This is a genomic window from Nonomuraea cavernae (genome assembly GCF_040655715.1).
Taxonomy (GTDB): domain Bacteria; phylum Actinomycetota; class Actinomycetes; order Streptosporangiales; family Streptosporangiaceae; genus Nonomuraea; species Nonomuraea cavernae_A.
This window is the reverse complement of record NZ_JBFAKL010000005.1, coordinates 64,907-87,609: the sequence shown is the minus strand read 5'-3', so window position 1 is coordinate 87,609 and position 22,703 is coordinate 64,907. Positions and strand designations below refer to the sequence as shown.

Sequence of the window (22,703 nt, the reverse complement as noted above, 5' to 3'; positions counted from 1 at the left end):
GGGGAAGAGGACTAGCGTGATCCGCATGGAGAAGATACGTCGCGAACGCCGTCAGGGTCAGGCCGTGGTCCGTGGCGCGCTGGTCCCCGAGTCCACCCACGACCAGCGGTTGCTCGACCGGCAGGGGCCCGCCGACTGGGTGCACATGGACCCGTGGCGGGTGCTGCGCATCCAGGCGGAGTTCGTGGAGGGGTTCGGGCAACTGGCGGAGCTGCCCAGGGCGGTCACCGTCTTCGGCTCCGCGCGCACGGACAAGGACGACGCCTACTACGCGATGGGCGTCGACCTCGGCAGGGCGCTGGCCGAGGCCGGCTACGCCGTCATCACCGGAGGCGGGCCGGGCACCATGGAGGCGGCCAACCGGGGCGCCACCGAGGTCGCGGGCGGCATCTCCGTGGGCCTCGGCATCGAGCTGCCGTTCGAGCAGCGCATGAACGACTACGTCGAGCTCGGCATCGAGTTCCGCTACTTCTTCGTACGCAAGACGATGTTCGTGAAGTACTCCTGCGGCTTCATCGCGCTGCCCGGCGGGTTCGGCACCCTCGACGAGCTGTTCGAGGCGTTGACGCTGGTGCAGACGCGCAAGGTCACCTCGTTCCCCGTCGTGCTGCTGGGCACCGAGTTCTGGGGCGGGCTGATCGACTGGATCAGGAAGGCGCTGCTCGGCACGGGCAAGATCGCCACCCACGACCTCGACCTGATCAAGGTCACCGACGACGTCGACGAGGCCGTGCGGGTCATCGTCGACTCCGACCGGGCCCGATCCCGGCAGCACCTGGAGGAGCGGCAGGCCGCCGCCTCGCACATCGCCGAACCCCAATAGGCTGACATTTTGTGAATGTCTGCGTCTACTGCGCCTCCAGCCAGAAGATCGACCCCAAGTACGTCGCGCTCGCCACGAAGGTCGGCACCGAGCTCGCCAGGCGTGGCCACACCCTGGTGAGCGGCGGCGCCACCGTCTCGTGCATGGGCGCCGTCGCCACCGCGGCCCGGGCGGCGGGCGGCCACACCGTCGGTGTCATCCCGCAGGTCCTGGTCGACATCGAAGTGGCCGACCGCGACTCCGGCGAGCTGATCGTCACCGCCGACATGCGCGAGCGCAAGGGCGTCATGGACGCTCGCTCCGACGCCTTCCTCGTGCTGCCCGGCGGCATCGGCACCCTGGAGGAGCTCTTCGAGATCTGGACGGCCAGGGTGCTCGGCATCCACGACCGCCCCCTGGTCATCCTCGATCCCTGGGGCCTCTACACCCCGCTGCGCCGGCTCGTCGAGGGCATGTACGACGAGGGCTTCACCAGGGCCGACGTGTTCGACGCCATCGCCTGGACGACCACGGTGGAAGAGGCCTTCGCCCACCTGGAGGGCCGGCCCGCGCCGGTCCGCCCCTCGGTGGCGGAGCTCGGCGAGGCCGTCGGCTGACCCGTCAGGCGAGACCGCGACGGGTGAGGGCCGGCGGGCGGCGACCGGCCAGCGACTCGGTCATGTCCAGCGCGAGCCGTACCTGATCGGTATGTTCCGTGACGAACACCTGCGCGCCGTGCCAGCAGTAGATCGCGGCCGCCGCGAGCGCCGCGTCGAGCTCGTCCGGCAGCGTGACCAGCACCGTCGCGCCCGCCCGAGCCAGCGCGGCGGCCTGCGCGGGCGAGGTCGCCGGAGTCCAGGCGGGGTCCAAAGGCTCACCAGGCGCGACAAGTGCGGGACTCATGCCTCGATGGTATGAGTACGATGCCAATGTGCTGGTCATACTCGCCATCGCCGCGCTCGCCATCCTGGCCTGCGTCGTGCTGGTATCCCTTGGCAGGGGCGGTGAGCTGACCGAGTTCCCGCCGGACGTGCCGCCTCTCGACCTGCCCGAGCCGGGGCAGCTGACGGCGGTCGACTTCATGGCGTTGCATCTGCCGGTCAACCTCGTCGGCTATCACACGCAGAGCGTCGACGAGACGTTGCGCCGGGCCGCCAACGCGATCACCGCCCGCGACACCAGGATCGCGGTCCTGGAACAGCGCGTCTCCGAGCTGCTGTCGAGCCGGTTGTACGCGCGGCAGGAGGTCTACGCGGCCCCTGGCGCCGCCCTGCGTACCGACCACGAGCCCGAGGCCCCTGCCGCGTCCATGGAGCTGCCCGAGGCGGGTGACCCCGTCCCGTCCCTCGACACCGCCGCCCTGGCGCCGTTCGCCACCGGTTCCGAGCTTCCGTTCGCCACGGGTTCGGAGCTTCCGGCACTCAACGGCGTCGAGCGCCGCGGCCCCGAAACCGCCCAGACCGGCGACATCTCCGTCACCCAGGCTGACGTCTCGCTCGCCCAGGCCGACGTCCCGGCCGCGCAGGTCGACGTTCGGGCCGCTCAGGCTGACGTCTCGGTCACCGATACCGATATCCCGGCCGCGCAGGCCGACGTGGCCGCCGCGCAGGCCGACGTGCCGGACGGTGAGGCGGGGCGTGACGCCGATGACTCCCGTGGCGGCGGTTCCGGTGGACGGACGCCTCGTGAGTGAGGTGGTGCGGTGCGCCTGGGCGGGCATGTCCGACCCGCTCTACCTGGCCTACCACGACGACGAGTGGGGCCGGCCGGTCCGGGGTGACGACGGCGTTTTTGAACGGGTGTCGCTGGAGGCGTTCCAATCCGGGCTGTCGTGGCTCACGATCCTGCGCAAGCGTGACAACTTCCGCGCCGCCTTCGACGGATTCTCGATCCCGAAGGTGGCCGCCTACACCGAATACGACGTCGAACGGCTGCTCGGCGACGCCGGGATCGTCCGCAACCGGGCCAAGGTGGAGGCGGCGATCGGCAACGCGCGGGCCGCGCTCGACCTGCCCGGCGGGCTGTCCGAGCTGGTGTGGCGGCACGCCGACCCGGACGCGCCCGTCCCGAGGGCGATGTCCGACATCCCCGCCGTCACGCCCGGCTCCGTGGCGCTGGCCAAGGAGCTGAAGCGGCACGGGTTCAGGTTCGTCGGCCCCACCACGGCCTACGCGCTGATGCAGGCCATCGGCCTGGTCAACGACCACATCGAGGGATGTGTCGCCCGCGCCGGGAGTGCCTGATCACTCCCGGCCGCCGCCGCCTCACGGCTCGGCGGCACGGTCGCCCCTCCGGGCCTGTCAGCGGCCGTGAAATACCGGCCGCTCCTTCGCCAGGAACGCCTTGGTCGCGTCCTGGTGATCGCGGGTGGCGACGCACTCGTCCTGTAGGTCGGCCTCCACGAGCAGGGTTTCGGACAGCGAGTGCGACGCCGCGTGGGCCAGCGCCCGCTTGGTCGCCGCGTACGCGAGGGTGGGGCCCTGCGCCAGCCGTACGGCCAGCTCCTGGGCGGACTTCGGCAGGTCGTCGGCGGGCACCACGCGCGTGACCAGGCCGAGTTCGAGGGCGCGGGCGGCATCGACCGGCTCGCCGAGCAGCAGTAGCTCCGCCGCCCGCCCCGGACCGACGAGACGTCGCAGCGTCCAGGAAGCGCCGGAGTCGGGCGCCAGGCCGATGCCCGTGAACGCCATCGCGAACTTCGCCTTGTCCGAGGCCACCCGCAGGTCGCAGGCGAACGCCAGCGCGGCGCCCGCGCCCGCGGCGACGCCGTTGACCGCGGCCACGACCGGCTTGTCCATGGTGGTGATCAGCTCGACGATCGGGTTGTACTGCTCGCGCACGGTGTTGGCCAGGCCACGGCCGGCCTCCAGGTTGGCGGCGTGCTCGCGCAGGTCCTGACCGGCGCAGAAGGCCCGGCCCGAGCCGGTCAGCAGCACCGCCCGCACCTCCGGATCGCCGGCCGCCCGGCGCATCGCCTCCAGCAGTGCGGTCTTCACCTCGGACGTCAGCGAGTTCATCGCATCGGGGCGGTCGAGGGTGACGGTGGCGACGGCGTCGGTCACGTCATAGCGGATCACGATAACTCCCTGTCGACGAACGCGGCTGCTGCGGGCAGCAGGCGGGCGGCCTCCTGCTCGAAGTAGGATCTGGCCTTCTCCCCAGGCCAGGCGGGTGGCAACAGCTCGGGGGGCAGGCCGGGGTCGCGGAACAAGAAGTTGCGCCACCCGTGCACCAGTCTGCTCCTGGTCGCGAAGACCTGATCGCCGGGGGCCCCCTCGGGGAGCGCCCCGACCAGCGTGACAGCCTCCGACAGCCAGTGCTCGTACGCCTCGCCGATGGCCGTCAGGTCCCACGCCCGCGCCACCAGCTCCTGCGAGTCGCCCTCCAGGGCCGCGTCGAACCGGTCGGCGCGGACCCCCTCGCCGTCGAGGAGGTTGTCGAGCTCAAGGGAGGAGCGCGGGCCGATCCAGGAGGTCTCCGACAGCGACGCGTAGCCGAGGAAGGTGAGATCGGCTCTCAGCCGTTCCCGGCGCTGCCGATCCTTCACCGGTTCGAGCACGATCAGGTGCCAGCGGCCGTGCCAGCTCGGTGTTCCGGCTCGGTAAATTCTCAGTGCGGCCTCGTCCAGCCGTCTGACGCACTTGGGGGTGAGCCCGTAGCCGGGCCCCTGAGGCAGCCTGACCGGCCACAGCCAGCCCTGCCTGACCATCCGTGAGACGGCGGTGCGCACCGCAGGAGCGGCGATTTCCAGGGGTTTCATCAGGCGTACGAGAGCGGCCACGGACGCCTGCCCGCCGCGCGTGCGCAGGTGGTCTCCGTAGAGGTCGAAGAGGGCGGCGCGAGCATGCACGAAGTCCAGTTTGGACGTCTTGGCCACTGTGGACAACGCATTCTGGGAGGAGATCGTTACCCATGAGGGCTCTCGATGCGGGAGAATAGGACATCACAGAAGACGTGAATGCGCCGCCCTCCCTAACGGGCGGTCGAAATCGCGGGCCGCGGGAGCCCAAGGCAGGAAGGGATGCACGCATGGCGGCGATGAAGCCGCGGACCGGCGATGGTCCGCTCGAGGTCACCAAGGAAGGGCGCGGCATAGTTATGCGGGTCCCCCTGGAGGGTGGCGGCCGGCTCGTCGTGGAGATTTCCGCCGACGAGGCAAAGGCGCTCGGTGAGGCGTTGAAGAACGTCGTCGGCTGAGAGCTCCCGAGACCACCTGACCCCACGGCCCTGGCGTTCGCGCCAGGGTCGCTGACGTTCGAGGAGATTGTTCCCGTGCCCATTGAGACCACTACGTCGGTGGTCACCGACCTGCCCGCAGACGCCGAGCTGGTGGCCGTTCCCTATGCCAAGGATCTGGTCCCGTCCCGCGCGCTCGACCTGCCGGTGCCGGTGGCCGACCTGCTGGCCCACTACGAGGCCAAGGGTGAGGCCGGCGAGGTCGTGGAGGTGCCCGTGGCGCGCGGGAGCGGCGTCGGCCGGGTGCTGCTCTACGGCGTCGGCGACGGATCGCCGCGCGCGCTGCGCAAGGCCGCGGCGGCGCTCACCCGCCGGGTCAAGGGGCGCGCGGAGCTGACCGTGGTGGTGCCCGACGGCGACGTGGCGGTGTTCGCCGAGGCCGCGCTGCTCGCCGCCTACACCTACCGCATCGGCGAGCCGGGCAAGGCGTCCGTCGGCGCGCTGACGTTCGTCGGCGCCGACGAGGCGTCCGTACGTCGCGCCCAGGCCGTCGCCGAGGCCGTGGCGCTCGCGCGTGACCTGGCCAACACGCCCTCGTCCGTGAAGAACCCCGTCTGGCTCGCCGAGCGCGCCGCCGAGCAGGGCGTGCCCACGCGGATCTGGGACGAGGAGCAGCTGCAGGCGGGCGGCTTCGGCGGCATCGTGGCCGTCGGCAGGGGGTCGGCCAGCCCGCCCCGGCTCATCCAGCTCTCCTACACCCCGGACGAGCCCGCCGATCGGCACGTGGTGCTGGTGGGCAAGGGCATCACGTTCGACTCGGGCGGCCTGTCACTCAAGCCGACCGAGAACATGAAGACCCAGAAGACCGACATGGCGGGCGGCGCCGTGGTGATCGCCGTCCTGGGGGCGCTGGCCGCCCTGGGCGCGCCCGTACGCGTCACCGGCCTGATCGCCGCGGCCGAGAACATGCCCTCCGGCACCGCCCAGCGGCCCAGCGACGTGATCACGCACTACGGCGGCCGCACGGTCGAGGTGCTCAACACCGACGCCGAGGGCCGGCTGGTGCTGGCCGACGCGCTCGCCTACGCCGACGCCGAGCTCGACCCCGACGCGGTCGTCGACGTCGCCACGCTCACCGGGGCCATCACCGTCGCCCTCGGCCGCAACGTCGGGGCCGTCTACTCCACCGACGACACGCTGGCCCGGGAGCTGGTCGACGCCGGGCAGGCCACCGACGACCGGCTGTGGCGAATGCCACTGATCGACGACTACGAGCCCGCGCTGGAGTCGTCGATCGCCGACCTGTCCAACGTCGAGATCGGCTCCACCTACGGGGCGGGGTCCATCACGGCGGCGTTGTTCCTGCGGGAGTTCGCGGGCAAGCGGCCGTGGGCCCACCTCGACATCGCGGGCGTCGGCCGCAGCACCGTCGACGAGGGCACCCTCACCAAGGGGGCGACGGGGTTCGGGGTGCGCGTGCTGCTGGAGTGGCTCACCCGGCCGTGACCGGTGGCCGGCTCGCAGCCGGGCGTGTCGTCGAGCGCCGTCATGGCCGGGACGGCGTGCGTACGGGAGGCTAGTCGGCGATCTTGACGGCGGCGAGCAGGCCGTCGCCGAGCGGTATCAGCAGTGAGCGGAGGCGGTCGTCGCCCTGCACGAGCTTGCCCAGCTCGCGTAGCGCGACCGTCTCCGGGTCACGCTGGGACGGGTCGGCGACGCGGTCGTGCCACAGCGCGTTGTCGAAGGCGACGATGCCCCCGACCCGCAGCAGTCGCACGGCCTCGGCCAGATAGTCGGAGTACTCCTGCTTGGCCCCGTCGGCGAACACGAGGTCGTAGCCGCCGTCGGAGAGCCTGGGCAGCACGTCGAGCGCACGGCCCGCGATGAGCCGCACCCGGCCGCCGGAGAACCCCGCCTCCGCGAAGGCGTGCCTGGCCAGCCGCTGGTGCTCGGGCTCCACGTCGACGCTGGTCAGCGTGCCGTCGGGGCGCATGCCCCGGAGCAGCCAGAGGCCCGAGACTCCGCAGCCGGTGCCGATCTCGACGACCGACTTGGCGTTGACCGCCGTGGCCAGGAAGCAGAGCGCCGCCCCGCCTCCGGGAAGGATGGGCGTGGCACCCATCTCCAGCCCGCGCTGCCGCGCCGCGTGCAGGAGCTCATCCTCGTGATGGAACTGCTCCGCATAGGCCAGAGTGGCCTCTCCCGGACTGGTCATCGGCCTCCTCCCCCCACTTTCATGCGATTGGTCACCGGTCGCAGCCTAGGGGAGACACGCCCGGACGGGAACTCAGGAGCGCCCTCCGGCGTTGCAGGTTTAAACGGGCTTTGCCGGTCCGGAAGGCAGGCAGTACGCACGAAGGGACGAAACCAGGCACTATGGCGGTAGCGGTGGTCCCAGAGAGAGGAGTGCTGGTGGACGATAGTGACCACCAGGCCGATACTCCCGTGTCTGATTGGACGCCTCCCAGCTGGGAGGAAGTGGTGCGGACTCACTCCGCCCGCGTGTATCGACTGGCGTACCGGCTTACCGGCAATGTCCATGATGCCGAGGATCTCACTCAGGAGGTCTTCGTCCGGGTTTTCAGGTCGTTGTCGAGCTACACGCCCGGCACGTTCGAGGGTTGGCTGCACCGGATCACCACCAACCTGTTCCTCGACATGGCGCGGCGCAAGCAGCGCATCCGGTTCGAAGGGCTCGCCGACGACGCGGCCGAACGGCTGCGCGGTCGCGAGCCGTCACCGGCCCAGGCCTTCGACGACGCCCACTTCGAGCCTGACGTTCAGGCCGCGCTCGACGCGCTCACTCCCGACTTCCGGGCGGCGATCGTGCTGTGCGACATCGAAGGGCTGTCGTACGAGGAGATCGCGGCCACGCTCGGCGTCAAGCTGGGCACTGTCCGGAGCCGTATCCATCGTGGCCGGGCGCAGTTGCGGGAGGCGCTCGACCATCGGGCACCCCGTAATTCACAACTCCCCCCGCCAGCATTCCCGTCGGGGACCCGTGGGGAGGAAGTCTGATATGTCGCATCTTGGAGAACGCGTATCCGCGCTTGTGGACGGTGAGCTCAATCACACCGAGCGCGAGCGCGCCCTGGCCCACCTGACCTTCTGCGCGGAGTGCAGGCGCGAGGTCGAGTCGATGCGGGCGCTGAAGTCGCGCCTGCGGTCGCTCGACGACATGGTCATGCCGGCCGACCTCACCATGTCGCTGCTGCGGATGTCGGAGCCGGGCGGCCCGCTGCCGCCCCGGGAGCGGCCTTTCCCTACCCGGACGTTCGGCGGGGTGCCCATCCCGGGCCCCTACAGCATCGCCCCGCTGGACAACCGCCCGCGCAGGGACGCGACCGGTGGCGCTTCCGGCCCTGGCCGTGGAGCTAGACGGCGCTCGACCTACGTCGCGGTGGGCGTGGTCTCGGCGGCCGTCGCCCTCGGCACGTTCTTCGCCGCCTCGGGAGTGGGGCAGACCACCCCCAACCCGCCGGTCGAACTCTTCAACCAGCACCGGCCCGCGACCCCGCAGGTCACCACGCCGCCGATGCCCACACCCTGACCTTGGCCCGGTGAGCTGGGATACTCGGTTGGCGTAGTCGGCGGTGACGGGGGCATACGATCTGGGTTCGGGTTTTGTCAGGTGTGCCCATTTTCTGGGGGCATCCTTGACAATTGCTTTACGACCCTCGTATGCCGATCGCGCCAGGATTGCGGTGTCCGAGCAAGGAGTGGTGAGAGTTAGATGACCGACGAGACGCGCCCCGGCGAAGGACGCACACCGTCGGACTTCCCCGGCTCACAGGGGCGACCGGAGTTCCTGCCCGCTGATGAGCATCCGGAGCAGCCCGGTTGGGGATCCGAGACGAGCTCGTTCGGTCTCTGGAGCGATCCGTCAGGTCGTTCCGCCGGCACGGAGATCTTCGGTCCGCCCGATCGGCCGTACACGGCCGCCTCCCACGGTGAGCCGTCCGGCCCACAGCCCGGCTCCCAGCCCGCACAGGGGCCGTTCGGCGACCCGTCCGGCTCTCAGGGCGGCTTCGGTGACCCGTCCGGCCCGCAGCCCGCCCAGGGCGGCTTCGGTGACCCGTCGGGCCCGCAGCCCACCCGCGCCTACGAGAGCCCCTTCTTCGGCACCTCGGCCGGCCCGCCTCCCTACGGCGGCGAGGCGCCCCCGCCGCCTCCGCGCAGCGCGCTCGGGATGGGGCAGGGGTGGGCGCCGCCTCCCGGGTCGCCGGGCGCGGCCACGGTCAGGCGCGGCCCGAGCGTCAGTCTGATGGTGGTCCTGGCCGTCGTCATCGCCCTGATGGCCTCCTTGCTCGGCAGCGTCGGCACCTACCTGCTGACCAGGGGAGGTGACGGCACCGATCCGTCCTACAGCCTCGGTCCCGCTCCCAGCGGCGCCGTCAACCGGCCTCCCGACTCGGTGGCCGGGGTGGCGTCGCGCGTGCTGCCCAGCGTCGTCTCGCTGGAGGTCGGCAACGGCAGCAACACCGAGGGCGCGACCGGCTCCGGCTTCCTGATCAAGAACGGTTACGTGGTCACCAACAACCACGTGGTCGCCATGGCCGCCAAGGGCGGCGAGATCCGGATCATGTTCAACAACCGCAAGACCACCACCGCCCGCATCGTGGGCCGCGACCCCGGATCCGACCTGGCGGTGGTCAAGCCGGAGGAGACGTTCGGCACCCCCGAGATCACTCTGGGCAACTCCGACCAGGTGGTCGTCGGCGACCCGGTCATCGCGGTCGGCTCGCCGCTGGGCCTGTCCGGCACGGTCACCACGGGCATCGTCAGCTCCCTCAACCGCCCGGTCATCGCCGGAGACGAGAGCGGCACGTCCGCCGAGGAGCCCGCCTACATCAGCGCCATCCAGACCGACGCCGCCATCAACCCCGGCAACTCGGGCGGCCCGCTGGTCAACGTCAAGGGCGAGGTCGTGGGGGTCAACTCCGCGATCGCCACCCTGAGCCGCTCACTCGGCAGCCAGAGCGGCAGCATCGGCCTCGGGTTCGCGATCCCGGTCAACCAGGCCCGCCGCGTCGCCGAGGAGCTTGTCAGCACCGGCAAGGCCAAGCGCCCCAAGATCGGCATCGTGCTGGATCGCGACTACAAGGGCGAGGGCGTCCGCATCACCACCGACCGGGTCGACGGCCGGCAGCCGGTCGACGCCAACGGCCCGGCGGCCAAGGCGGGCCTCAAGGAGGGTGACGTGCTGATGGAGATCGACGGGCTCCGCCTGCAGGACGGCAACGAGCTCATCGCGCTGATCCGCAGCAAGGCCCCCGGCTCCCAGATCACCGTCAAATACCTGCGTAACGGCGAGGAGCGCACCGCCAGGCTGACCGTGACCGCCGACGACGAACCCGTCGCCACCCCGTCCTGATCGGGCGTGCGGCGGGCCACCGGCCTGGACGGGGCCGCCCAGGTTTGAAATCGTCAGCGTGGGCGGACGCCCGACCTGTCCCGGCTAGCCCTTAGTCTGGGATTGACCGGGGTCGTCCTCGGAGCTATTTCACTGCGGTAGGAGCTCACCGTGTTCGGACTCGGCTGGATGGAGATCGGGGCGCTGATCGTCATCGCGCTGCTCGTCTTCGGTCCGGATAAGCTGCCCCAGGTGGCGTCCCAGGCGGGTGAGACGCTGCGCAACCTGCGCCGGATGGCCAACAACGCGCGCGAGGACCTACGGGCCGGGCTGCCGCCGGAGCTCTCCAACTTCGACCCGGCAGACCTCAATCCGCGCAACTTCGTCCGCAAGCACCTCCTGGACGACGTGGAGAAGGACTGGAACGGCAAGCCGCGCGAGCTGGAGCCCGCCACGGCGACCCACCTCACGGACCCACAGCCGGTCGACGAGCTGGGCTACGGCGAGATCCCGCCGTACGACTCCGAGGCGACCTGACGCCGGGAAAGCACGGCGAGATCCCGCCGTACGACTCCAAGGTGACCTGAGGCCCGGGAAACACGGCGGGCCCGCTCGTGGACGAGCGGGCCCGAAGTGAATGAGGCGTCAGCGGTTGGGCGACAGGCCCAGTCGGAGGCCCTTCATGCTGGACGAGCGCTTGCTCAAGGTCGTCGCGATCGAGCGGAGCTCGGCGGCGGCCGGAGAGTCGGGATCGGTCAGCACGAGCGGCTTGCCCTCGTCGCCGCCCTCGCGCAGCCGCAGGTCGATCGGGACCTGACCGAGCAGCGGCACCCGGGTGCCGAGGGTGCGGGTGAGCGCGTCGGCGACCGTCTGGCCGCCGCCCTCGCCGAAGACCGCGATGCGCTCGTCGCAGTGGGGGCAGGGCAGCCACGCCATGTTCTCGATGACGCCGGCGATCTGCTGGTGGGTCTGGGCGGCGATCGAGCCCGCCCGCTCGGCCACCTCGGCGGCCGCCATCTGCGGCGTGGTCACGACGAGGATCTCGGCCGACGGGAGGCGCTGCGCCACCGAGATGGCGATGTCGCCGGTGCCCGGAGGCAGGTCGAGCAGGAGGACGTCGAGGTCGCCCCAGTAGACGTCGGCGAGGAACTGGTGGAGCGCCCGGTCGAGCATCGGCCCGCGCCAGACCACCGCGCTGTTGCCCTCGGGCTTGAACATGCCGACCGAGATGACCTTGATGTCATGCGCCACCGGCGGCATGATCATGTCCTCGACCTTGGTCGGCCGGTCGGAGGCGCCCAGCATGCGGGGGATGCTGTGGCCGTAGATGTCGGCGTCGACGATGCCGACCTTGAGACCGCTTGCGGCCATGGCGGCGGCCAGGTTGACCGTCACCGACGACTTGCCGACACCACCCTTGCCGCTGGCCACCGCGAAGACGCGGGTCAGCGAGCCCGGCTGGTTGAAGGGGATCTCCTTCTCGGGCCCCCGGTCGCCGCGGAGCTTGGTCTGGAGAGTCTTGCGTTGCTCGGTGCTCATGACGTCGAGTTCGATCTCGACACCTGTGACACCGTCGAGGGCGGTGATCGAGGCGGTGACGTCGCGGCGGATGGTGTCCTTCATCGGGCAGCCGGCGACGGTGAGGTAGACGCCGACGCGTACGACTCCGTCGGGAGCGATGTCGATGCTCTTGACCATGCCGAGATCGGTGATCGGGCGACGGATCTCGGGGTCGATGACGGTGGCGAGTGCTGCCGTCACCTGTTCCTGGGTTGGTGCCATCGAAGTCTCGGCACGAGGGAGTGCCGTCCCTCCTTTGTCATATATGTAGGACAGGCGCTGCACGCCAGTGAGGATGCCCCTCCATGGTATGAACCAGTGCGCTGGCACGGTTAATCCGCAGCTGTTTAGGTGTCCGTGCAACGTTCTAAGGTTACTCCGTGACTCTTCTGCACGACGAGAGCCTCACCGCCGAGGAGCTGACGGTCTGGCGGATGCTGCAGCGGGCCCAGATGCGGGTCACCCGCCATCTTGAGGCGGAGCTGTTCGTCGCCCACGACCTCGCTCTGGCCTCCTACGACGTGCTGCTCCAGCTCGCGGAGGCGCCCGAGCGGCGGCTGCGGATGAACGACCTGGCGGGCAGGGTGCTGCTCTCCCGCAGCGGCCTGACGAGACTGATCGACCGGCTGCAGCGTGACGGGCTGGTGGTACGCGAGGCGTGCGCGAGCGACGCGCGCGGTCTCTACGCCGTGCTGACCGACCCCGGGGCCGCCCGGCTGGCTCAGGCCACTCCCACCTACCTGCGGGGCATCAGGAGCCAGTTCCTCGACCTGCTCGCCCCAGGTGAGATCGAGCAGGTGCGCGTGATGCTGGCCAAGCTGGCGGCGCTCGACCTCACCGACGCTCCCTGAGCTCCTCCAGCAGCCGCTGCACCTCGGAGTGCAGATAGTCGCGGGTGGCCACCTCGCTCAGGGCCATCCGCAGCCCGGCGATCTCGCGGGTCAGATACTCGATCTCCGCCCGGTTGCGCTCGGCGGTCTCGCGGTCCTGCTCGTACTGGACACGGTCCCTGTCTGCCTGGCGGTTCTGCGCCAGCAGGATGAGCGGCGCGGCGTAGGAGGCCTGCAGTGACAGCATGAGCGTGAGGAAGATGAACGGATAGGGGTCGAACCGGAGGAATTCAGGGGCGAAGACGTTCCAGATCCCCCAGATCCCGACGAACACCGTCATGTAGACGAGGAACCTGGCGGTGCCGAGGAAGCGGGCGATCTCCTCGGACAGCCTGCCGAACGCCTCGCGGTCGTAGTGGGGGCGCAGCGTGCGGCGCAGCTCGCGGGGCTGGTCGAGACGGTCGGTGCTGGTCACGGGTGCGGCCTTTCGCGCCAGTCCTTCGGCAGCATGTGGTCGAGCACGTCGTCGACCGTCACCGCGCCGACCAGCCTGCCCAGCTCGTCGACGACCGGAGCCGCCAGGAGGTTGTAGTTGGCCAGGTAGGAGGCCACGTCGGGCAGCCTGAGCTCCGGCCTGATGGGGTCGATCGAGGGGTCGATCGCGGCCCCCAGCAGGGTGGAGGGCGGGTCGCGGAGCAGCCGCTGGAAGTGGCTCACGCCCAGGTAGGCCCCGGTCGGGGTCTCGGTGGGCGGTCGTGCCACGTAGACCTGGGCGGCGATCGCCGGGCTGAGGTCCTTGAGCCGGATGTTCGCGAGGGCCTCGGCGACCGTGGCGGTCGGGGGCAGGATCACGGGCTCGCTGGTCATCATGCCGCCGGCGGTGTCCTGGGGGTAGGTGAGCAGCCGCCGCACGGGGGCCGCCTCGCCCGGCTCCATCAGCGCGAGCAGCCGGGCCGCCTCCTCGGGCGGCAGGTCGTGCAGCAGGTCGGCGGCGTCGTCGGGGCCCATCTCCTCCAGCACGTCGGCGGCCCGCTCGGGCTCCAGCGTGCTGAGGATGCCGATCTGGTCGCGGGGCGGCATCTCCTCCAGCACGTCGGCGAGCCGGTCGTCGTCGAGCGCGCGGGCGATCTCGAGCCGCCGTTTGCCGGGTAGTTCGTGCAGCGCGCTGGCCAGGTCGGCGGCGCGCATGGACTCGAAGGAGGCGAGCAGCCCGGCGGCGCCCTGGTCCTTCTGCAGCACGTCGAAGCCGGTCACCTCGTCCCAGTCGACGACCCTGGCCTCGCGCCGTCGCCTGCCCCGGTAGACGGCCACGCTGGTGATCTCCCAGACCGACGGCTTCGTCTCCTCCATGGCCACGTCGTAGACGGTCATCTGCTGCCCGCCGACGATCACGGCGAGGTCGAGCATCTCGCCGATGACGAGCGTCTCGGTGCTCCGCTTCTCGAACCTGCGGACGTTGAGCTTGCCGGTGAAGATCACGGCGCCCGCCTCGATGCCGCGCACCCGGGTGATGGGCAGGAAGACGCGGCGGCGCGGCTGCACCTCGACCACCATGCCGTGGACGCTCGGCGGGCGGGAGCCGCGCAGGCCGACGACGACGTCCCGGATGCGGCCGATCGGATCGCCCGCGGGGTCGAAGACCGAGGTCCCGGCCAGGCGGGCCGCGAAGATCTTCACGTGAGCAGGCTAACAGTGGAGGGGCGTTGCGCCTGGAACGCCCTACGTGTCAGGATCATACGTTGCTAACGGTACTTACTCTGGATGGTGCGGCATGCGGAATGCCGGTCTCGCGTTCGCGCTGGTCTCAGCGTCGTGTTTCGCCTTCTCCGGCCCCATGGCCAAATACCTCATCGAGGCCGGTCTGACCCCGATCGAGGCCGTGTGGTGGCGCATGGCGGGCGCCGGGTTGCTGCTGGTCGCCGTCCTCGCCGTGCTGCGACCGTCAGCGCTGCGGATCCCGCGCTCCCGGCTGCCGTTCTTCGCGACGTACGCGATCGTGGCCGTGGCCGGAGTGCAGTCACTGTACTTCCTCGCCATCACCCGGCTGCCGGTGGGGATCGTGCTGCTGCTGGAGTACATGTCGCCGGTGATGGTGGTCCTCTGGGTGCGGTTCGTCCGCGGGATCAGGCTGGCCCGGGCCGCCTATGTCGGGGCCGTGGTGGCCGTGGTGGGGCTGGGCATCGTCGTCGAGGTGTGGGACGGGCTGCGGCTGGACGGGCTCGGCCTCGTGCTGGGCCTGCTGGCCGGGGCGTGCTGCGCCGGATATTTCCTGATGAGCGATAGCTTCGGGGACGACGTCGACCCGCTCGGGCTGATCGCCTGGGGCATGACCGGAGCCGCCGTGGTGCTCTTCCCGTTCGCCCGGCCGTGGGGCGTCCCGTGGGAGTCGTTCACCGTCTCGGTCGCGCCCCAGGGCGGGGTCACGCTGCCGGTGCTGGGGGCGTACCTGTGGATGGTGCTGATCGCCACCGTGACGGCGTACATCCTGGGCGTCAACGCGGTGTGGCGGCTGTCGGCGGCGGTGGGGGCCACGGTGGCGTCGCTGGAGGTCATCGGCGGCGCGATGGTCGCCTGGGCTCTGGTGGGCGAGACGCTGGGCGTCTTCCAGGTCATCGGCGGCCTGATCGTCCTGTCGGGCGCCCTGCTGGCGCAGACCGCCTCGGCCCGTCGATCCCCGGCGCCGGAGCTGGAGACGGTCGAGCCGGCGCGGGTGAACTGAGACCCGCGAGCGCTCAGGCCGCGGGGCTTCAGGCCGCGGGGCTTCAGGCCGCGGGCGCTTCAGGCCGTGGGTGTGAGGCGTAGCACCGTGGACTCCCGCGCCCACCGGTCGGTCAGATGGACGCTGTCGGGAGCGTTGAGGCGCTCCTTGGCCAGCGCGGCGACGGCGTCGGGCTCGGCCGCCTGGTCGACCACCCGGACCGCGGCCTCGAAGTCCACCAGCCGGGCGCCGTTGTCCTTGCTGCGCAGCGTCACGCGCACCCGGTCGAGGGCGTCGAGCCCCGGCAGGACCTGCTCGCCACCCCCGGTGACGAGGTAGATGCCGCCGTCGTGCCAGGCGTGCCAGGCCAGGCGTGGACGGTCGAGCGTGAGCCAGAGGATGCCCGACTTCTTGGCGCCCTCCTCGATGGCCGCGGTGTTGTCGCTCACAGGACGACTGTAACCCCGGCCCAGGTGCTCCGGAGCGCCCCCGTTAACGTGTGCGCATGCGCTCTCGTCGTTCTGTTCTCGCGGTGCCCGGCAGCAACCCACGCTTCCTGGAGAAGGCCCAGAGCCTGCCCGTCGACGAGGTCTTCCTCGACCTGGAGGATTCCGTCGCGCCGATGGCCAAGGCGGAGGCGCGCAAGAACGTCGTGACCGCGCTGCGCGAGGGCGACTGGACGGGCAAGACCCGCGTGGTCCGGGTCAACGACCTGTCCACGCAGTGGACCTACCGCGACGTGATCGAGGTCGTGGAGGGCGCGGGCGCGCACCTCGACTGCCTGATCCTGCCCAAGGTCCAGGACTCCACCGAGATCGTCTGGCTCGACACCCTGCTCACCCAGATCGAGAAGACGATGGGCTTCGAGGTCGGCCGCATCGGCGTCGAGGCGCAGATCGAGAACGCCCGCGGCCTGGTCAACGTCGACGCCATCGCCGGGGCGTCCCGCCGGATGGAGGCGCTGGTGTTCGGCCCCGCCGACTTCATGGCGTCGGTCAACATGCGGACCCTGGTCGTGGGGGAGCAGCCGCCCGGCTACACCGAGGGCGACGCCTACCACTACATCCTGATGCGGCTGCTCATGGCGGCCCGGATGCACGACCTCCAGGTCGTCGACGGGCCCTACCTGCAGATCAAGGACGTCGACGGGTTCAGGCGGGTGGCCCGGCGAGCCGCCGCGCTCGGCTTCGACGGCAAGTGGGTGCTCCACCCGCTGCAGGTGGACGCTGCCAACGAGGTGTTCTCGCCCGGCCAGGAGGACTACGACCACGCCGAGCTCATCCTCGAGGCGTACGAGTACTACACGACGGTGGAGAAGCGCGGCGCGGTCATGCTGGGCGACGAGATGATCGACGAGGCCTCACGCAAGATGGCGCTCGTCGTCGCGGCCAAGGGGCGGGCCGCCGGGCTGGCCCGCACCAGGACCTTCAGCCCGGAGGGTTAGACCTTCAGCCCGATCGTGGTGAAGAACCAGAACGACGAGGTCAGCCAGAGCCCCACGAGCAGGGTGAACGTGAGCCCGCCCAGCACCGGCAACGACCAGCCCGGCAGGCCGCGCTTGGGCAGGGCGAGCAGCTTGGCGGTCAGCACTCCGTAGAAGAAGCAGCCGAGCAGCGAGTGGGCGAGCACCCGGGGCACGTCGTACTGCAGGCCCAGGGCGTACAGGCAGTGGAAGGCGACGGGGATGGTGAGCAGGAAGGCCAGCCGGCCTGACCAGCGGTGCACGGCGGGCGGGATGGAGATCCCGAGTTTGCCCCACATCGACAGGGCGGAGACCACCTGGACGAACGCCAGCACGAAGGCGCCCGTGGTCAGCCAGGCCTTCATCGGCAGCGCGGCGGAGAAGCCCGCGGGGCCCACGGCGAACCCGGTGGGCGCGTGCACCCGCCCGTAGACGCCGAGCGCGATCATCACCAGGCCTCCGGCCAGCAACGGCACGACCAGCGAGGTGAGGCTGTGAGACGGCTGTCGCGTGGTGGTGGTCATCGCATCTCCTGGATGAAGCCGTCGACGTCCTTGGGGTAGAGGGTGGCCTGGTCGACGGTCACGGGGGCGGTGGGCTGCTCGCTGTTGAGCTCGGGCACGTTCAGCTGCCTCTCGTCCACGAAGGCGGTGCCCACCTGCGTGAAGCCGCCCTGCGGCCGGGCCAGCATGATCCAGCCCGCGCGGATCTTGGCGCCCCTGACCTGCGCGGTCGCGCGGTAGAGGCCGGAGGGCTTCTTGACCGTCGGGGCGTCGAAGTTCCACTTCTTGCCGCCGACCTTCAGCCAGCCCTTGGCCTTGCCGCCGCCGAGCGTCGCCCCGGCCGCGGCGCCGCCGAAGCCTTCGAGGCCGACCTTGCCGGCCCCGGCGGTGCCCTTGAACCAGGCCTCCGTCCTGCCGTCACAGAAGTAGCCGATGGCCTTGCCGCCGCGGATGGAGATCGCGATGAGGCCGCCGTTGCCGGTGACGCGGCCCGCATAGTCGATCTTCGTCACGGTCGTCTCGGTCGGGGTGGGCTTGGCGCTCGCGGACGGTTCCCCGGCGGGCGGCGTCGCGTCGCCGCCGGTCGTGGGGTTCTCGGTGGGGTCGCCCGCGGTTTCGGTGGCGGTTTCGGTGGCGGTTTCGGTGGCGGCGGTGGGGTCCGCCGCGGGTGTCGCGGTGGTGCTGGCGACACCGAGCCCGGCGGCGAGCACGGCTCCGGCCGCCAGGGTGATGACAGGTCCCAGCCTTGACATTTGATTGCTCCCAGGGTCGAGATGTGTACCTCCCCGAGCATCCGCCCAAATGGACGGACCGTCTGTGAACTAATGCGCATCAGGTGGACACAATGTAAAGATGCAGGAGAACCCAGGACCCCAGGTTCCGTACGGCCCTCGGCCGCCGGACGGGCCCGCCTATCCCTATCCACCGGTGCCGCAGCCCACGTCCTGGTTCATGCCGACCCCGCGCGGCGCCAGGTACGACCAGCTCGCCCGGACCCCCGACGCCCGCCTGTGGCGGCAGATCGTCGGCACGATCACCCTGGCCGGCGGGTTCCTGCTGATCGGCGTGTTCGTGGTGTTCACGGGCGCGGTGATCGCGACGATCCTGGGTGTCTCCACACCGATGCGGCCCGGCGGCTACTTCGGCGACCCGGTCCTGGAGATGGTGGTGCTGCTGCTGTCGATCGCGCTCGTCCTGCCACTGGTCTTCGGTACGGTCGCGCTGGTCCAGCGGCGTCGGCCGGGGACTCTCTCCTCGGTCGCCGGGCGGCTGAGATGGTCGTGGGTGCTGCGGTTCGCCATGCTCGGGGTGCTGGCCCTCGCGCTCGGGCAGACGGCGCAGGTGATCGCGCTCGTCCTGACGGGTGCGGGGACCTCCGACCTGTTCGGGTGGGTCGGCTGGGAGGCCTTCCTGCCCGCGCTCGTCGCCATGGTGCTGCTGGTGCCGTTCCAGGCGGCGACCGAGGAGTATCTCTTCCGCGGGTGGGTGTTGCAGGCGTTCGGGGCGCATCTGCGTAATCCGGTGTGGGGGATCCTGATCGGGGCCGGGATCTTCGCGTCGTTGCACGGTTACACGTGGGTGGGGCTGATCGACGTGTTCAGCTTCGGGGTGGTCATGGGGTGGCTCGCGGTGCGGACCGGAGGACTGGAGGCCGCGATCGGGCTGCACGTGGTCAACAACATGATGGCCTTCGGGCTCAGCGCGGCGTCCGGGAGGCTGGAGGAGGCGTTGCAGCAGGGGGAGGTGCCGTGGCAGTCGCTGGTGGGAACCGTGGTGCAGCTGGGCGTCTTCACAATTGGCGTGCTTTATCTGGCCAAAAAACGGTCGATCGGCACTATTTCGGGATAAGTGGGGCCGAGGTCCCGGGAATCTCGCTAGAGAGGTCTCGCCATTCCGGCTCAGGCATGCTGATCTGGATCCTGTGGGGTGGCGAGGATGGCGGAGGTGATCATCTCTGTTCGACGGGGTACGAGTAGACGCGTGCCGTTGTTCCATGCTGTTGGTGCATGGAGGCTGAAACAGGCACATCAAAGTGAACGAGCACCCCTGGAACGGTCCCAGTGGCCTTCGGGAAGCTCGCTCATTGCCCGGTTGACCAGGTTGGACCCGCTCGACAAGCGCGACTAGGAGGTGCGCCGCGTGGCCTCCGGCCCCAGCGACCCGCCACGGCGACTGCCGGATGACGACGACCCGCGTTCCGAAGGCAGGCCCGCCTCGGATCCGCACGGCCAGGGTTCGTCGCAGTCTCCTCACGAGCCCCGGATCCGGCACTCGCCGCCCGGGCCCACCGACGACCGGGCCAGAGGTTTACCGCTGGCCTCTCCCTGGGGTCTGCCGCCCTTCTCCTCGCCGATCCCGGACGATGACGAGCCCGTGGAACCTCCGAGAGGGCGCAGGCCGTACAGCTCGCCGACGGCCGAACCCGAGACCGAGCAGCGGAGCCACCCCCGGCGCCAGGTGGACCGCCCCGACAAACTGGTCGCCTCCGGCCCACCCCGCCCCCAACCGGAAACATCGAGTACGGATCGCCCCCAGCCTGACCGTCTCGACGCCGCCCACTCCAGCGATGATCAGTCTGAGGCCGGTCAGCCGGACGCCGTCAGGCCCTACATCGATCGGCCGAGACCGGAGTCCATCAGCCTGCCTCCTGGCGTGGTGCCGCGATCCTGGTTCGAGCCGGAAGCCGAAAAGGCAGGACAGGAGCCCGAGACGCCGCACCGGCGCGAAGCCGGCACGCCTCCCTACGGCATCCCCCGTCCCGTCCCGGTGGCTCGGGAACTTCCGGCGGAGCCCGAGTCCCAGCCCGAGCCCGAGCCCGAGTCCCAGGCCGAGCCCGAGCCGGAGTCCGAGCCCAAGCCCGGGGCCGAGCCCGAGCTCGTCGCGGGGGAGGAGCAGGACGGGGAGGATCAGGCTGTGCGGCGGGTGGGGCGGCCACCGGGAGGACGGCCCACCCGGCCGGATCTGCTGGTCGCCACAGGCCCGACCCGCTCCGGGACCAGCGGCAGGCATCACAGGGGCCCGGCCCCGGCGGCCGTCCGACGGGCCAGCCCCGTGGGCCGGCGGCGGGGCAGCGCGGCGCCGTTCGCCATCGTGCTGGTCCTGGCGCTGGTCGTCGCCGGAGGCGTGCTGGTCTGGCAGTGGACCACTCCCGACGAGGCCAGGCTGCGGCTGGAGGCGGGCACCGGCCAGTCCGGCGACGACCTGTTCACGGTCCCGTCGGCGGGGGACGGCTCCGTACAGATGCTCAACGACATGACCTCGGTGGGCCAGGCCGTGGTGGCCGTGGGCAGTGACACGACGAGCCCGACGCCGCGCCCGCTGTTCCTGTTCTCGCCGGACAGCGGCAAGACGTGGCAGCTGGGCCAGGTCACGGGCGCGACCACGCCCACCGTCCAGCGGGTGGTGGGAGGCGACGGGCACTGGCTGGCCAGCGGCGGCGACGGCCAGGGCGGCGAACGCGGGCTGTGGACGAGCGCCGACGGGTTGAGCTGGACGGCCGTGGAGCAGGCCGGGCTGTCGGCGTTCCGCGCCGGTGACCTGGTCGCCGACATCGCCAGGACCCGGTCCGGGTTCGTGGCGGTGGGACGTACGACGCTGGATGACGGCGGGACCGGCCCGGCGGCGTGGCAGTCGCCGGACGGGCGCGCCTGGCAGCGGGTCGAGACGGGCGGACTGGACGTACGGGAGCTGAAGGCGGTCGTCGCCAGGGGCGACACGGCGATCGCGGTGGCGCAGCCCGTCGAGGGCGCCGGCTCGCGCGTCGTCCGGTCGGGCGACGGCGGCCGCACCTGGCAGGCGACCGGCTTCCAACTGCCCGAAGCGGCCCCGCGGCCCGGGACGCTGGCCGTGCTGGCCAAGCAGTTCGTGCTCGTGCCGACCCGGCAGCGTACGGTCAGCGGCGAGGTGCGCGTCTACTGCTCACCGACGGGCGCGCAGTGGTCGCTGTGCGGCTCGATCGGCGGGCTCGGCGGCGAGAGCCCCGGCATCGAGTCGGTGATCAGCCACCAGGGCGGCATCGCGGCGATCAACCAGGTCAACCTCGGCAGATACGCGGTGCTGACCAGCACCGACGGCCGCAGCTGGAACAAGGGCGCCGACCTCGGCGACCTGTCGGGGGCGACGCTGCGCGGGTTCACGATCACGGAGTCGGGCACGCTGTTCGCGGGCGGCGACCGCGCGGCCGCGGACGTGGACAACCAACTCGTCCTGATGGCCGCCCCCGCGCGCGGCGACGCCTCCCGGGTGGGGCTGGCGGGCGTCGACGGCCTGTCGAGGATGGCCAGGGAGACCAACGGGCTGGCGCACCACGACGGCAGGTACGTCGCGGTCGGCTCCGCCTCGGGCGACGCGGGCATCTGGACCAGCCTCAACTGGCAGAGCTGGACCTCGATGAGCCTCGGCGGCCCGCGCCAGCAGACCCTCGACGACGTCGCGTACGGCCGGCGTGGCTGGCTGGCGGCCGGCAGCACGCAGACGGGCATCGGCGTCACCGAGCCGCTCCTGGTCTCCTCCTCGGACGGCCGCACCTGGAAACGGGTGGCCTCGTCCGGCGACCTGGCCCTCCCGAAGGACCATCCCTACCTCGGCGTCCGCGTGGTGGCCGCCGGCCCGGAGGGTTACGTGCTGGCCGGCGAGGACAGAGGCTCCTCCGGCCCGGCCGCCGCCCTGTGGTTCACCCCCGACCTGCGGAAGTTCACCCGGTCGAGGAAGCTGCCGCAGGGCGGTTCCGGCACCCGGATCCACGACCTGGCGGCCACGAACTCGGGGTACGTCGCGGTGGGCGGCGCGGGCGCGGGCGACCAGGAGAGCGGCGTCGTGTGGGTGTCGGAGGACGGCGTCAACTGGAAGGCCCGCAAGCGGGTCGCGCCGCCCGACGCCACCGGCGCGGGCCTGCGCCAGGTGGCGTCCTACCAGGACCGGCTCGTCGCCATCGGGTCGGCGCTGGAGCGTGGGTCGCGGCGGGTGTTCTCCGCGGTCTCGGACGACGACGGGGTCACCTGGCGCACGGCGTGGCTCCCCGCGGACGGGGCGGCGGCCGTGTACGACCTCGCCGCGGCCGACCAGGGTCTCGTCGCGGTCGGCTGGCACGGCTCGCCGGACAACGGTGACAGCGCGGCCTGGATCTCGCAGGACGGCCTCACCTGGAACCGTTCGGACCTGACGAAGGACCGCCTGGCGGGCCCGGGCATGCAGTGGCTGGCGGCGGTCACGGTGGCGGGCTCGGAGGTCGTCGCGCTCGGCCGGAGCACGACCTACAGCGCCGACCACCTGATCCTGTGGACCTCCACCCTGACCGCCAGCCGCTGACGGCGGGCGTCA

25 protein-coding genes are annotated in these 22,703 nt (G+C 71.0%); 15 read left to right on the top strand and 10 right to left on the bottom strand.

Going from position 1 to position 22,703, the window contains the following annotated elements; genetic code table 11:
- The first annotated feature begins 25 nt into the window (after positions 1 to 25).
- The gene (locus AB0I38_RS09060) at positions 26 to 823 is read left to right on the top strand and encodes a TIGR00730 family Rossman fold protein (RefSeq protein WP_358464399.1); all 798 of its coding nucleotides are present in this window, start codon (positions 26 to 28) and stop codon (positions 821 to 823) included.
- An 11-nt stretch (positions 824 to 834) separates the two neighbouring features.
- A complete protein-coding gene (locus tag AB0I38_RS09055) occupies positions 835 to 1,419 on the top strand; it encodes a TIGR00730 family Rossman fold protein (protein ID WP_358464396.1) in 585 nt (194 codons plus the stop codon).
- 4 nt (positions 1,420 to 1,423) lie between these two features.
- Here AB0I38_RS09055 and AB0I38_RS09050 read toward each other — a convergent pair whose 3' ends face one another.
- Complete coding sequence (locus AB0I38_RS09050) at positions 1,424 to 1,705, bottom strand: hypothetical protein (protein ID WP_358464393.1); 282 nt, start codon at positions 1,703 to 1,705, stop codon at positions 1,424 to 1,426.
- A gap of 28 nt (positions 1,706 to 1,733) precedes the next feature.
- Between AB0I38_RS09050 and AB0I38_RS09045 the strand changes: the two genes are divergently transcribed.
- The gene (locus tag AB0I38_RS09045) at positions 1,734 to 2,495 is read left to right on the top strand and encodes a hypothetical protein (protein WP_358464390.1); all 762 of its coding nucleotides are present in this window, start codon (positions 1,734 to 1,736) and stop codon (positions 2,493 to 2,495) included.
- Positions 2,449 to 3,045 carry a DNA-3-methyladenine glycosylase I gene (locus AB0I38_RS09040; protein ID WP_358464387.1) on the top strand — a complete coding sequence of 199 codons (597 nt, stop codon included), beginning with the start codon at positions 2,449 to 2,451 and terminating at the stop codon, positions 3,043 to 3,045. The genes AB0I38_RS09045 and AB0I38_RS09040 overlap by 47 nt, the downstream gene beginning before the upstream one ends.
- A gap of 57 nt (positions 3,046 to 3,102) precedes the next feature.
- Here the strand turns inward: AB0I38_RS09040 and AB0I38_RS09035 are convergent, their stop codons facing one another.
- Positions 3,103 to 3,879 (bottom strand): enoyl-CoA hydratase-related protein, encoded by a 777-nt coding sequence (locus tag AB0I38_RS09035; RefSeq protein ID WP_358464384.1) that lies wholly within the window; start codon positions 3,877 to 3,879, stop codon positions 3,103 to 3,105.
- A complete protein-coding gene (locus AB0I38_RS09030) occupies positions 3,876 to 4,652 on the bottom strand; it encodes a PaaX family transcriptional regulator (RefSeq protein ID WP_358464381.1) in 777 nt (258 codons plus the stop codon). The genes AB0I38_RS09035 and AB0I38_RS09030 overlap by 4 nt, the downstream gene beginning before the upstream one ends.
- A 179-nt stretch (positions 4,653 to 4,831) precedes the next feature.
- Between AB0I38_RS09030 and AB0I38_RS09025 the strand changes: the two genes are divergently transcribed.
- Together AB0I38_RS09025 and AB0I38_RS09020 are read left to right on the top strand one after the other, a co-directional pair.
- Positions 4,832 to 4,999: a DUF3117 domain-containing protein gene (locus AB0I38_RS09025; RefSeq protein WP_020545024.1), complete on the top strand. Its 168-nt coding sequence runs from the start codon at positions 4,832 to 4,834 to the stop codon at positions 4,997 to 4,999.
- 75 nt (positions 5,000 to 5,074) lie between these two features.
- The gene (locus AB0I38_RS09020; protein WP_358464378.1) at positions 5,075 to 6,484 is read left to right on the top strand and encodes a leucyl aminopeptidase; all 1,410 of its coding nucleotides are present in this window, start codon (positions 5,075 to 5,077) and stop codon (positions 6,482 to 6,484) included.
- Positions 6,485 to 6,554: 70 nt separating this feature from the next.
- Here AB0I38_RS09020 and AB0I38_RS09015 read toward each other — a convergent pair whose 3' ends face one another.
- A complete protein-coding gene (locus AB0I38_RS09015) occupies positions 6,555 to 7,193 on the bottom strand; it encodes an O-methyltransferase (RefSeq protein WP_358464375.1) in 639 nt (212 codons plus the stop codon).
- A 161-nt stretch (positions 7,194 to 7,354) separates the two neighbouring features.
- On the opposite strand from AB0I38_RS09015, the gene sigE reads away from it, so the two are divergent.
- The 4 genes from sigE to AB0I38_RS08995 all read left to right on the top strand — a co-directional run bounded on the left by sigE (position 7,355) and on the right by AB0I38_RS08995 (position 10,868).
- Positions 7,355 to 7,996, top strand: coding sequence for an RNA polymerase sigma factor SigE (gene sigE / locus AB0I38_RS09010; protein ID WP_358464372.1), 642 nt, complete (start codon positions 7,355 to 7,357; stop codon positions 7,994 to 7,996).
- Between the two features lies 1 nt (position 7,997).
- Positions 7,998 to 8,528: an anti-sigma factor family protein gene (locus AB0I38_RS09005; protein ID WP_358464368.1), complete on the top strand. Its 531-nt coding sequence runs from the start codon at positions 7,998 to 8,000 to the stop codon at positions 8,526 to 8,528.
- A 183-nt stretch (positions 8,529 to 8,711) separates the two neighbouring features.
- The gene (locus tag AB0I38_RS09000) at positions 8,712 to 10,352 is read left to right on the top strand and encodes a S1C family serine protease (protein ID WP_358464365.1); all 1,641 of its coding nucleotides are present in this window, start codon (positions 8,712 to 8,714) and stop codon (positions 10,350 to 10,352) included.
- A 150-nt stretch (positions 10,353 to 10,502) separates the two neighbouring features.
- Entirely contained in the window at positions 10,503 to 10,868 is a 366-nt protein-coding gene (locus AB0I38_RS08995) for a sec-independent translocase (protein ID WP_358464362.1), read from the top strand.
- 108 nt (positions 10,869 to 10,976) lie between these two features.
- On the opposite strand, the gene AB0I38_RS08990 is transcribed toward AB0I38_RS08995, so the two are convergent.
- Positions 10,977 to 12,113, bottom strand: coding sequence for an Mrp/NBP35 family ATP-binding protein (locus AB0I38_RS08990; RefSeq protein WP_358464359.1), 1,137 nt, complete (start codon positions 12,111 to 12,113; stop codon positions 10,977 to 10,979).
- Between the two features lie 158 nt (positions 12,114 to 12,271).
- On the opposite strand from AB0I38_RS08990, the gene AB0I38_RS08985 reads away from it, so the two are divergent.
- The gene (locus AB0I38_RS08985) at positions 12,272 to 12,742 is read left to right on the top strand and encodes a MarR family winged helix-turn-helix transcriptional regulator (RefSeq protein WP_358464356.1); all 471 of its coding nucleotides are present in this window, start codon (positions 12,272 to 12,274) and stop codon (positions 12,740 to 12,742) included.
- Here the strand turns inward: AB0I38_RS08985 and AB0I38_RS08980 are convergent.
- Both AB0I38_RS08980 and AB0I38_RS08975 read right to left on the bottom strand, forming a co-directional pair.
- On the bottom strand, positions 12,726 to 13,196 hold the full coding sequence (locus AB0I38_RS08980) for a DUF1003 domain-containing protein (protein WP_358464353.1): 471 nt from the start codon (positions 13,194 to 13,196) through the stop codon (positions 12,726 to 12,728). The genes AB0I38_RS08985 and AB0I38_RS08980 overlap by 17 nt on opposite strands.
- A complete protein-coding gene (locus AB0I38_RS08975) occupies positions 13,193 to 14,398 on the bottom strand; it encodes a magnesium transporter MgtE N-terminal domain-containing protein (protein WP_358464350.1) in 1,206 nt (401 codons plus the stop codon). Before AB0I38_RS08975 ends, AB0I38_RS08980 begins: the two co-directional genes overlap by 4 nt.
- A 94-nt stretch (positions 14,399 to 14,492) precedes the next feature.
- Here AB0I38_RS08975 and AB0I38_RS08970 point away from each other — a divergent pair, with 94 nt between their 5' ends.
- The gene (locus AB0I38_RS08970; protein ID WP_358464347.1) at positions 14,493 to 15,440 is read left to right on the top strand and encodes an EamA family transporter; all 948 of its coding nucleotides are present in this window, start codon (positions 14,493 to 14,495) and stop codon (positions 15,438 to 15,440) included.
- 59 nt (positions 15,441 to 15,499) lie between these two features.
- On the opposite strand, the gene AB0I38_RS08965 is transcribed toward AB0I38_RS08970, so the two are convergent.
- Entirely contained in the window at positions 15,500 to 15,868 is a 369-nt protein-coding gene (locus AB0I38_RS08965; RefSeq protein WP_358464344.1) for a hypothetical protein, read from the bottom strand.
- Positions 15,869 to 15,924: 56 nt separating this feature from the next.
- On the opposite strand from AB0I38_RS08965, the gene AB0I38_RS08960 reads away from it, so the two are divergent.
- Positions 15,925 to 16,863, top strand: a complete 939-nt coding sequence (locus tag AB0I38_RS08960; protein ID WP_358464341.1) for an HpcH/HpaI aldolase/citrate lyase family protein — start codon at positions 15,925 to 15,927, stop codon at positions 16,861 to 16,863.
- Here the strand turns inward: AB0I38_RS08960 and AB0I38_RS08955 are convergent.
- Together AB0I38_RS08955 and AB0I38_RS08950 are read right to left on the bottom strand one after the other, a co-directional pair.
- Positions 16,860 to 17,405 carry a DUF6529 family protein gene (locus AB0I38_RS08955; protein WP_358464338.1) on the bottom strand — a complete coding sequence of 182 codons (546 nt, stop codon included), beginning with the start codon at positions 17,403 to 17,405 and terminating at the stop codon, positions 16,860 to 16,862. The two genes, AB0I38_RS08960 and AB0I38_RS08955, sit on opposite strands and share 4 nt — an antisense overlap.
- Positions 17,402 to 18,136 (bottom strand): hypothetical protein, encoded by a 735-nt coding sequence (locus AB0I38_RS08950; protein ID WP_358464335.1) that lies wholly within the window; start codon positions 18,134 to 18,136, stop codon positions 17,402 to 17,404. Before AB0I38_RS08950 ends, AB0I38_RS08955 begins: the two co-directional genes overlap by 4 nt.
- A gap of 100 nt (positions 18,137 to 18,236) precedes the next feature.
- Here AB0I38_RS08950 and AB0I38_RS08945 point away from each other — a divergent pair, with 100 nt between their 5' ends.
- Together AB0I38_RS08945 and AB0I38_RS08940 are read left to right on the top strand one after the other, a co-directional pair.
- A complete protein-coding gene (locus AB0I38_RS08945) occupies positions 18,237 to 19,232 on the top strand; it encodes a CPBP family intramembrane glutamic endopeptidase (protein WP_358464332.1) in 996 nt (331 codons plus the stop codon).
- A gap of 807 nt (positions 19,233 to 20,039) precedes the next feature.
- A complete protein-coding gene (locus AB0I38_RS08940; RefSeq protein ID WP_358464329.1) occupies positions 20,040 to 22,691 on the top strand; it encodes a hypothetical protein in 2,652 nt (883 codons plus the stop codon).
- Positions 22,692 to 22,703: the final 12 nt, after the last annotated feature.

Coding starts and splice junctions, on each gene's coding strand:
- AB0I38_RS09025 (WP_020545024.1), top strand. CDS start 4,832: ATGGCGGCGATGAAGCCGCGGACCGGCGATGGTCCGCTCGAGGTCACC.
- AB0I38_RS08955 (WP_358464338.1), bottom strand. CDS start 17,405: ATGACCACCACCACGCGACAGCCGTCTCACAGCCTCACCTCGCTGGTC.
- AB0I38_RS09015 (WP_358464375.1), bottom strand. CDS start 7,193: ATGACCAGTCCGGGAGAGGCCACTCTGGCCTATGCGGAGCAGTTCCAT.
- AB0I38_RS09000 (WP_358464365.1), top strand. CDS start 8,712: ATGACCGACGAGACGCGCCCCGGCGAAGGACGCACACCGTCGGACTTC.
- AB0I38_RS09060 (WP_358464399.1), top strand. CDS start 26: ATGGAGAAGATACGTCGCGAACGCCGTCAGGGTCAGGCCGTGGTCCGT.
- AB0I38_RS08970 (WP_358464347.1), top strand. CDS start 14,493: ATGCGGAATGCCGGTCTCGCGTTCGCGCTGGTCTCAGCGTCGTGTTTC.
- AB0I38_RS09005 (WP_358464368.1), top strand. CDS start 7,998: ATGTCGCATCTTGGAGAACGCGTATCCGCGCTTGTGGACGGTGAGCTC.
- AB0I38_RS08950 (WP_358464335.1), bottom strand. CDS start 18,136: ATGTCAAGGCTGGGACCTGTCATCACCCTGGCGGCCGGAGCCGTGCTC.
- sigE (WP_358464372.1), top strand. CDS start 7,355: ATGGCGGTAGCGGTGGTCCCAGAGAGAGGAGTGCTGGTGGACGATAGT.
- AB0I38_RS08945 (WP_358464332.1), top strand. CDS start 18,237: ATGCAGGAGAACCCAGGACCCCAGGTTCCGTACGGCCCTCGGCCGCCG.
- AB0I38_RS08960 (WP_358464341.1), top strand. CDS start 15,925: ATGCGCTCTCGTCGTTCTGTTCTCGCGGTGCCCGGCAGCAACCCACGC.
- AB0I38_RS09040 (WP_358464387.1), top strand. CDS start 2,449: ATGACTCCCGTGGCGGCGGTTCCGGTGGACGGACGCCTCGTGAGTGAG.
- AB0I38_RS08990 (WP_358464359.1), bottom strand. CDS start 12,113: ATGGCACCAACCCAGGAACAGGTGACGGCAGCACTCGCCACCGTCATC.
- AB0I38_RS09050 (WP_358464393.1), bottom strand. CDS start 1,705: ATGAGTCCCGCACTTGTCGCGCCTGGTGAGCCTTTGGACCCCGCCTGG.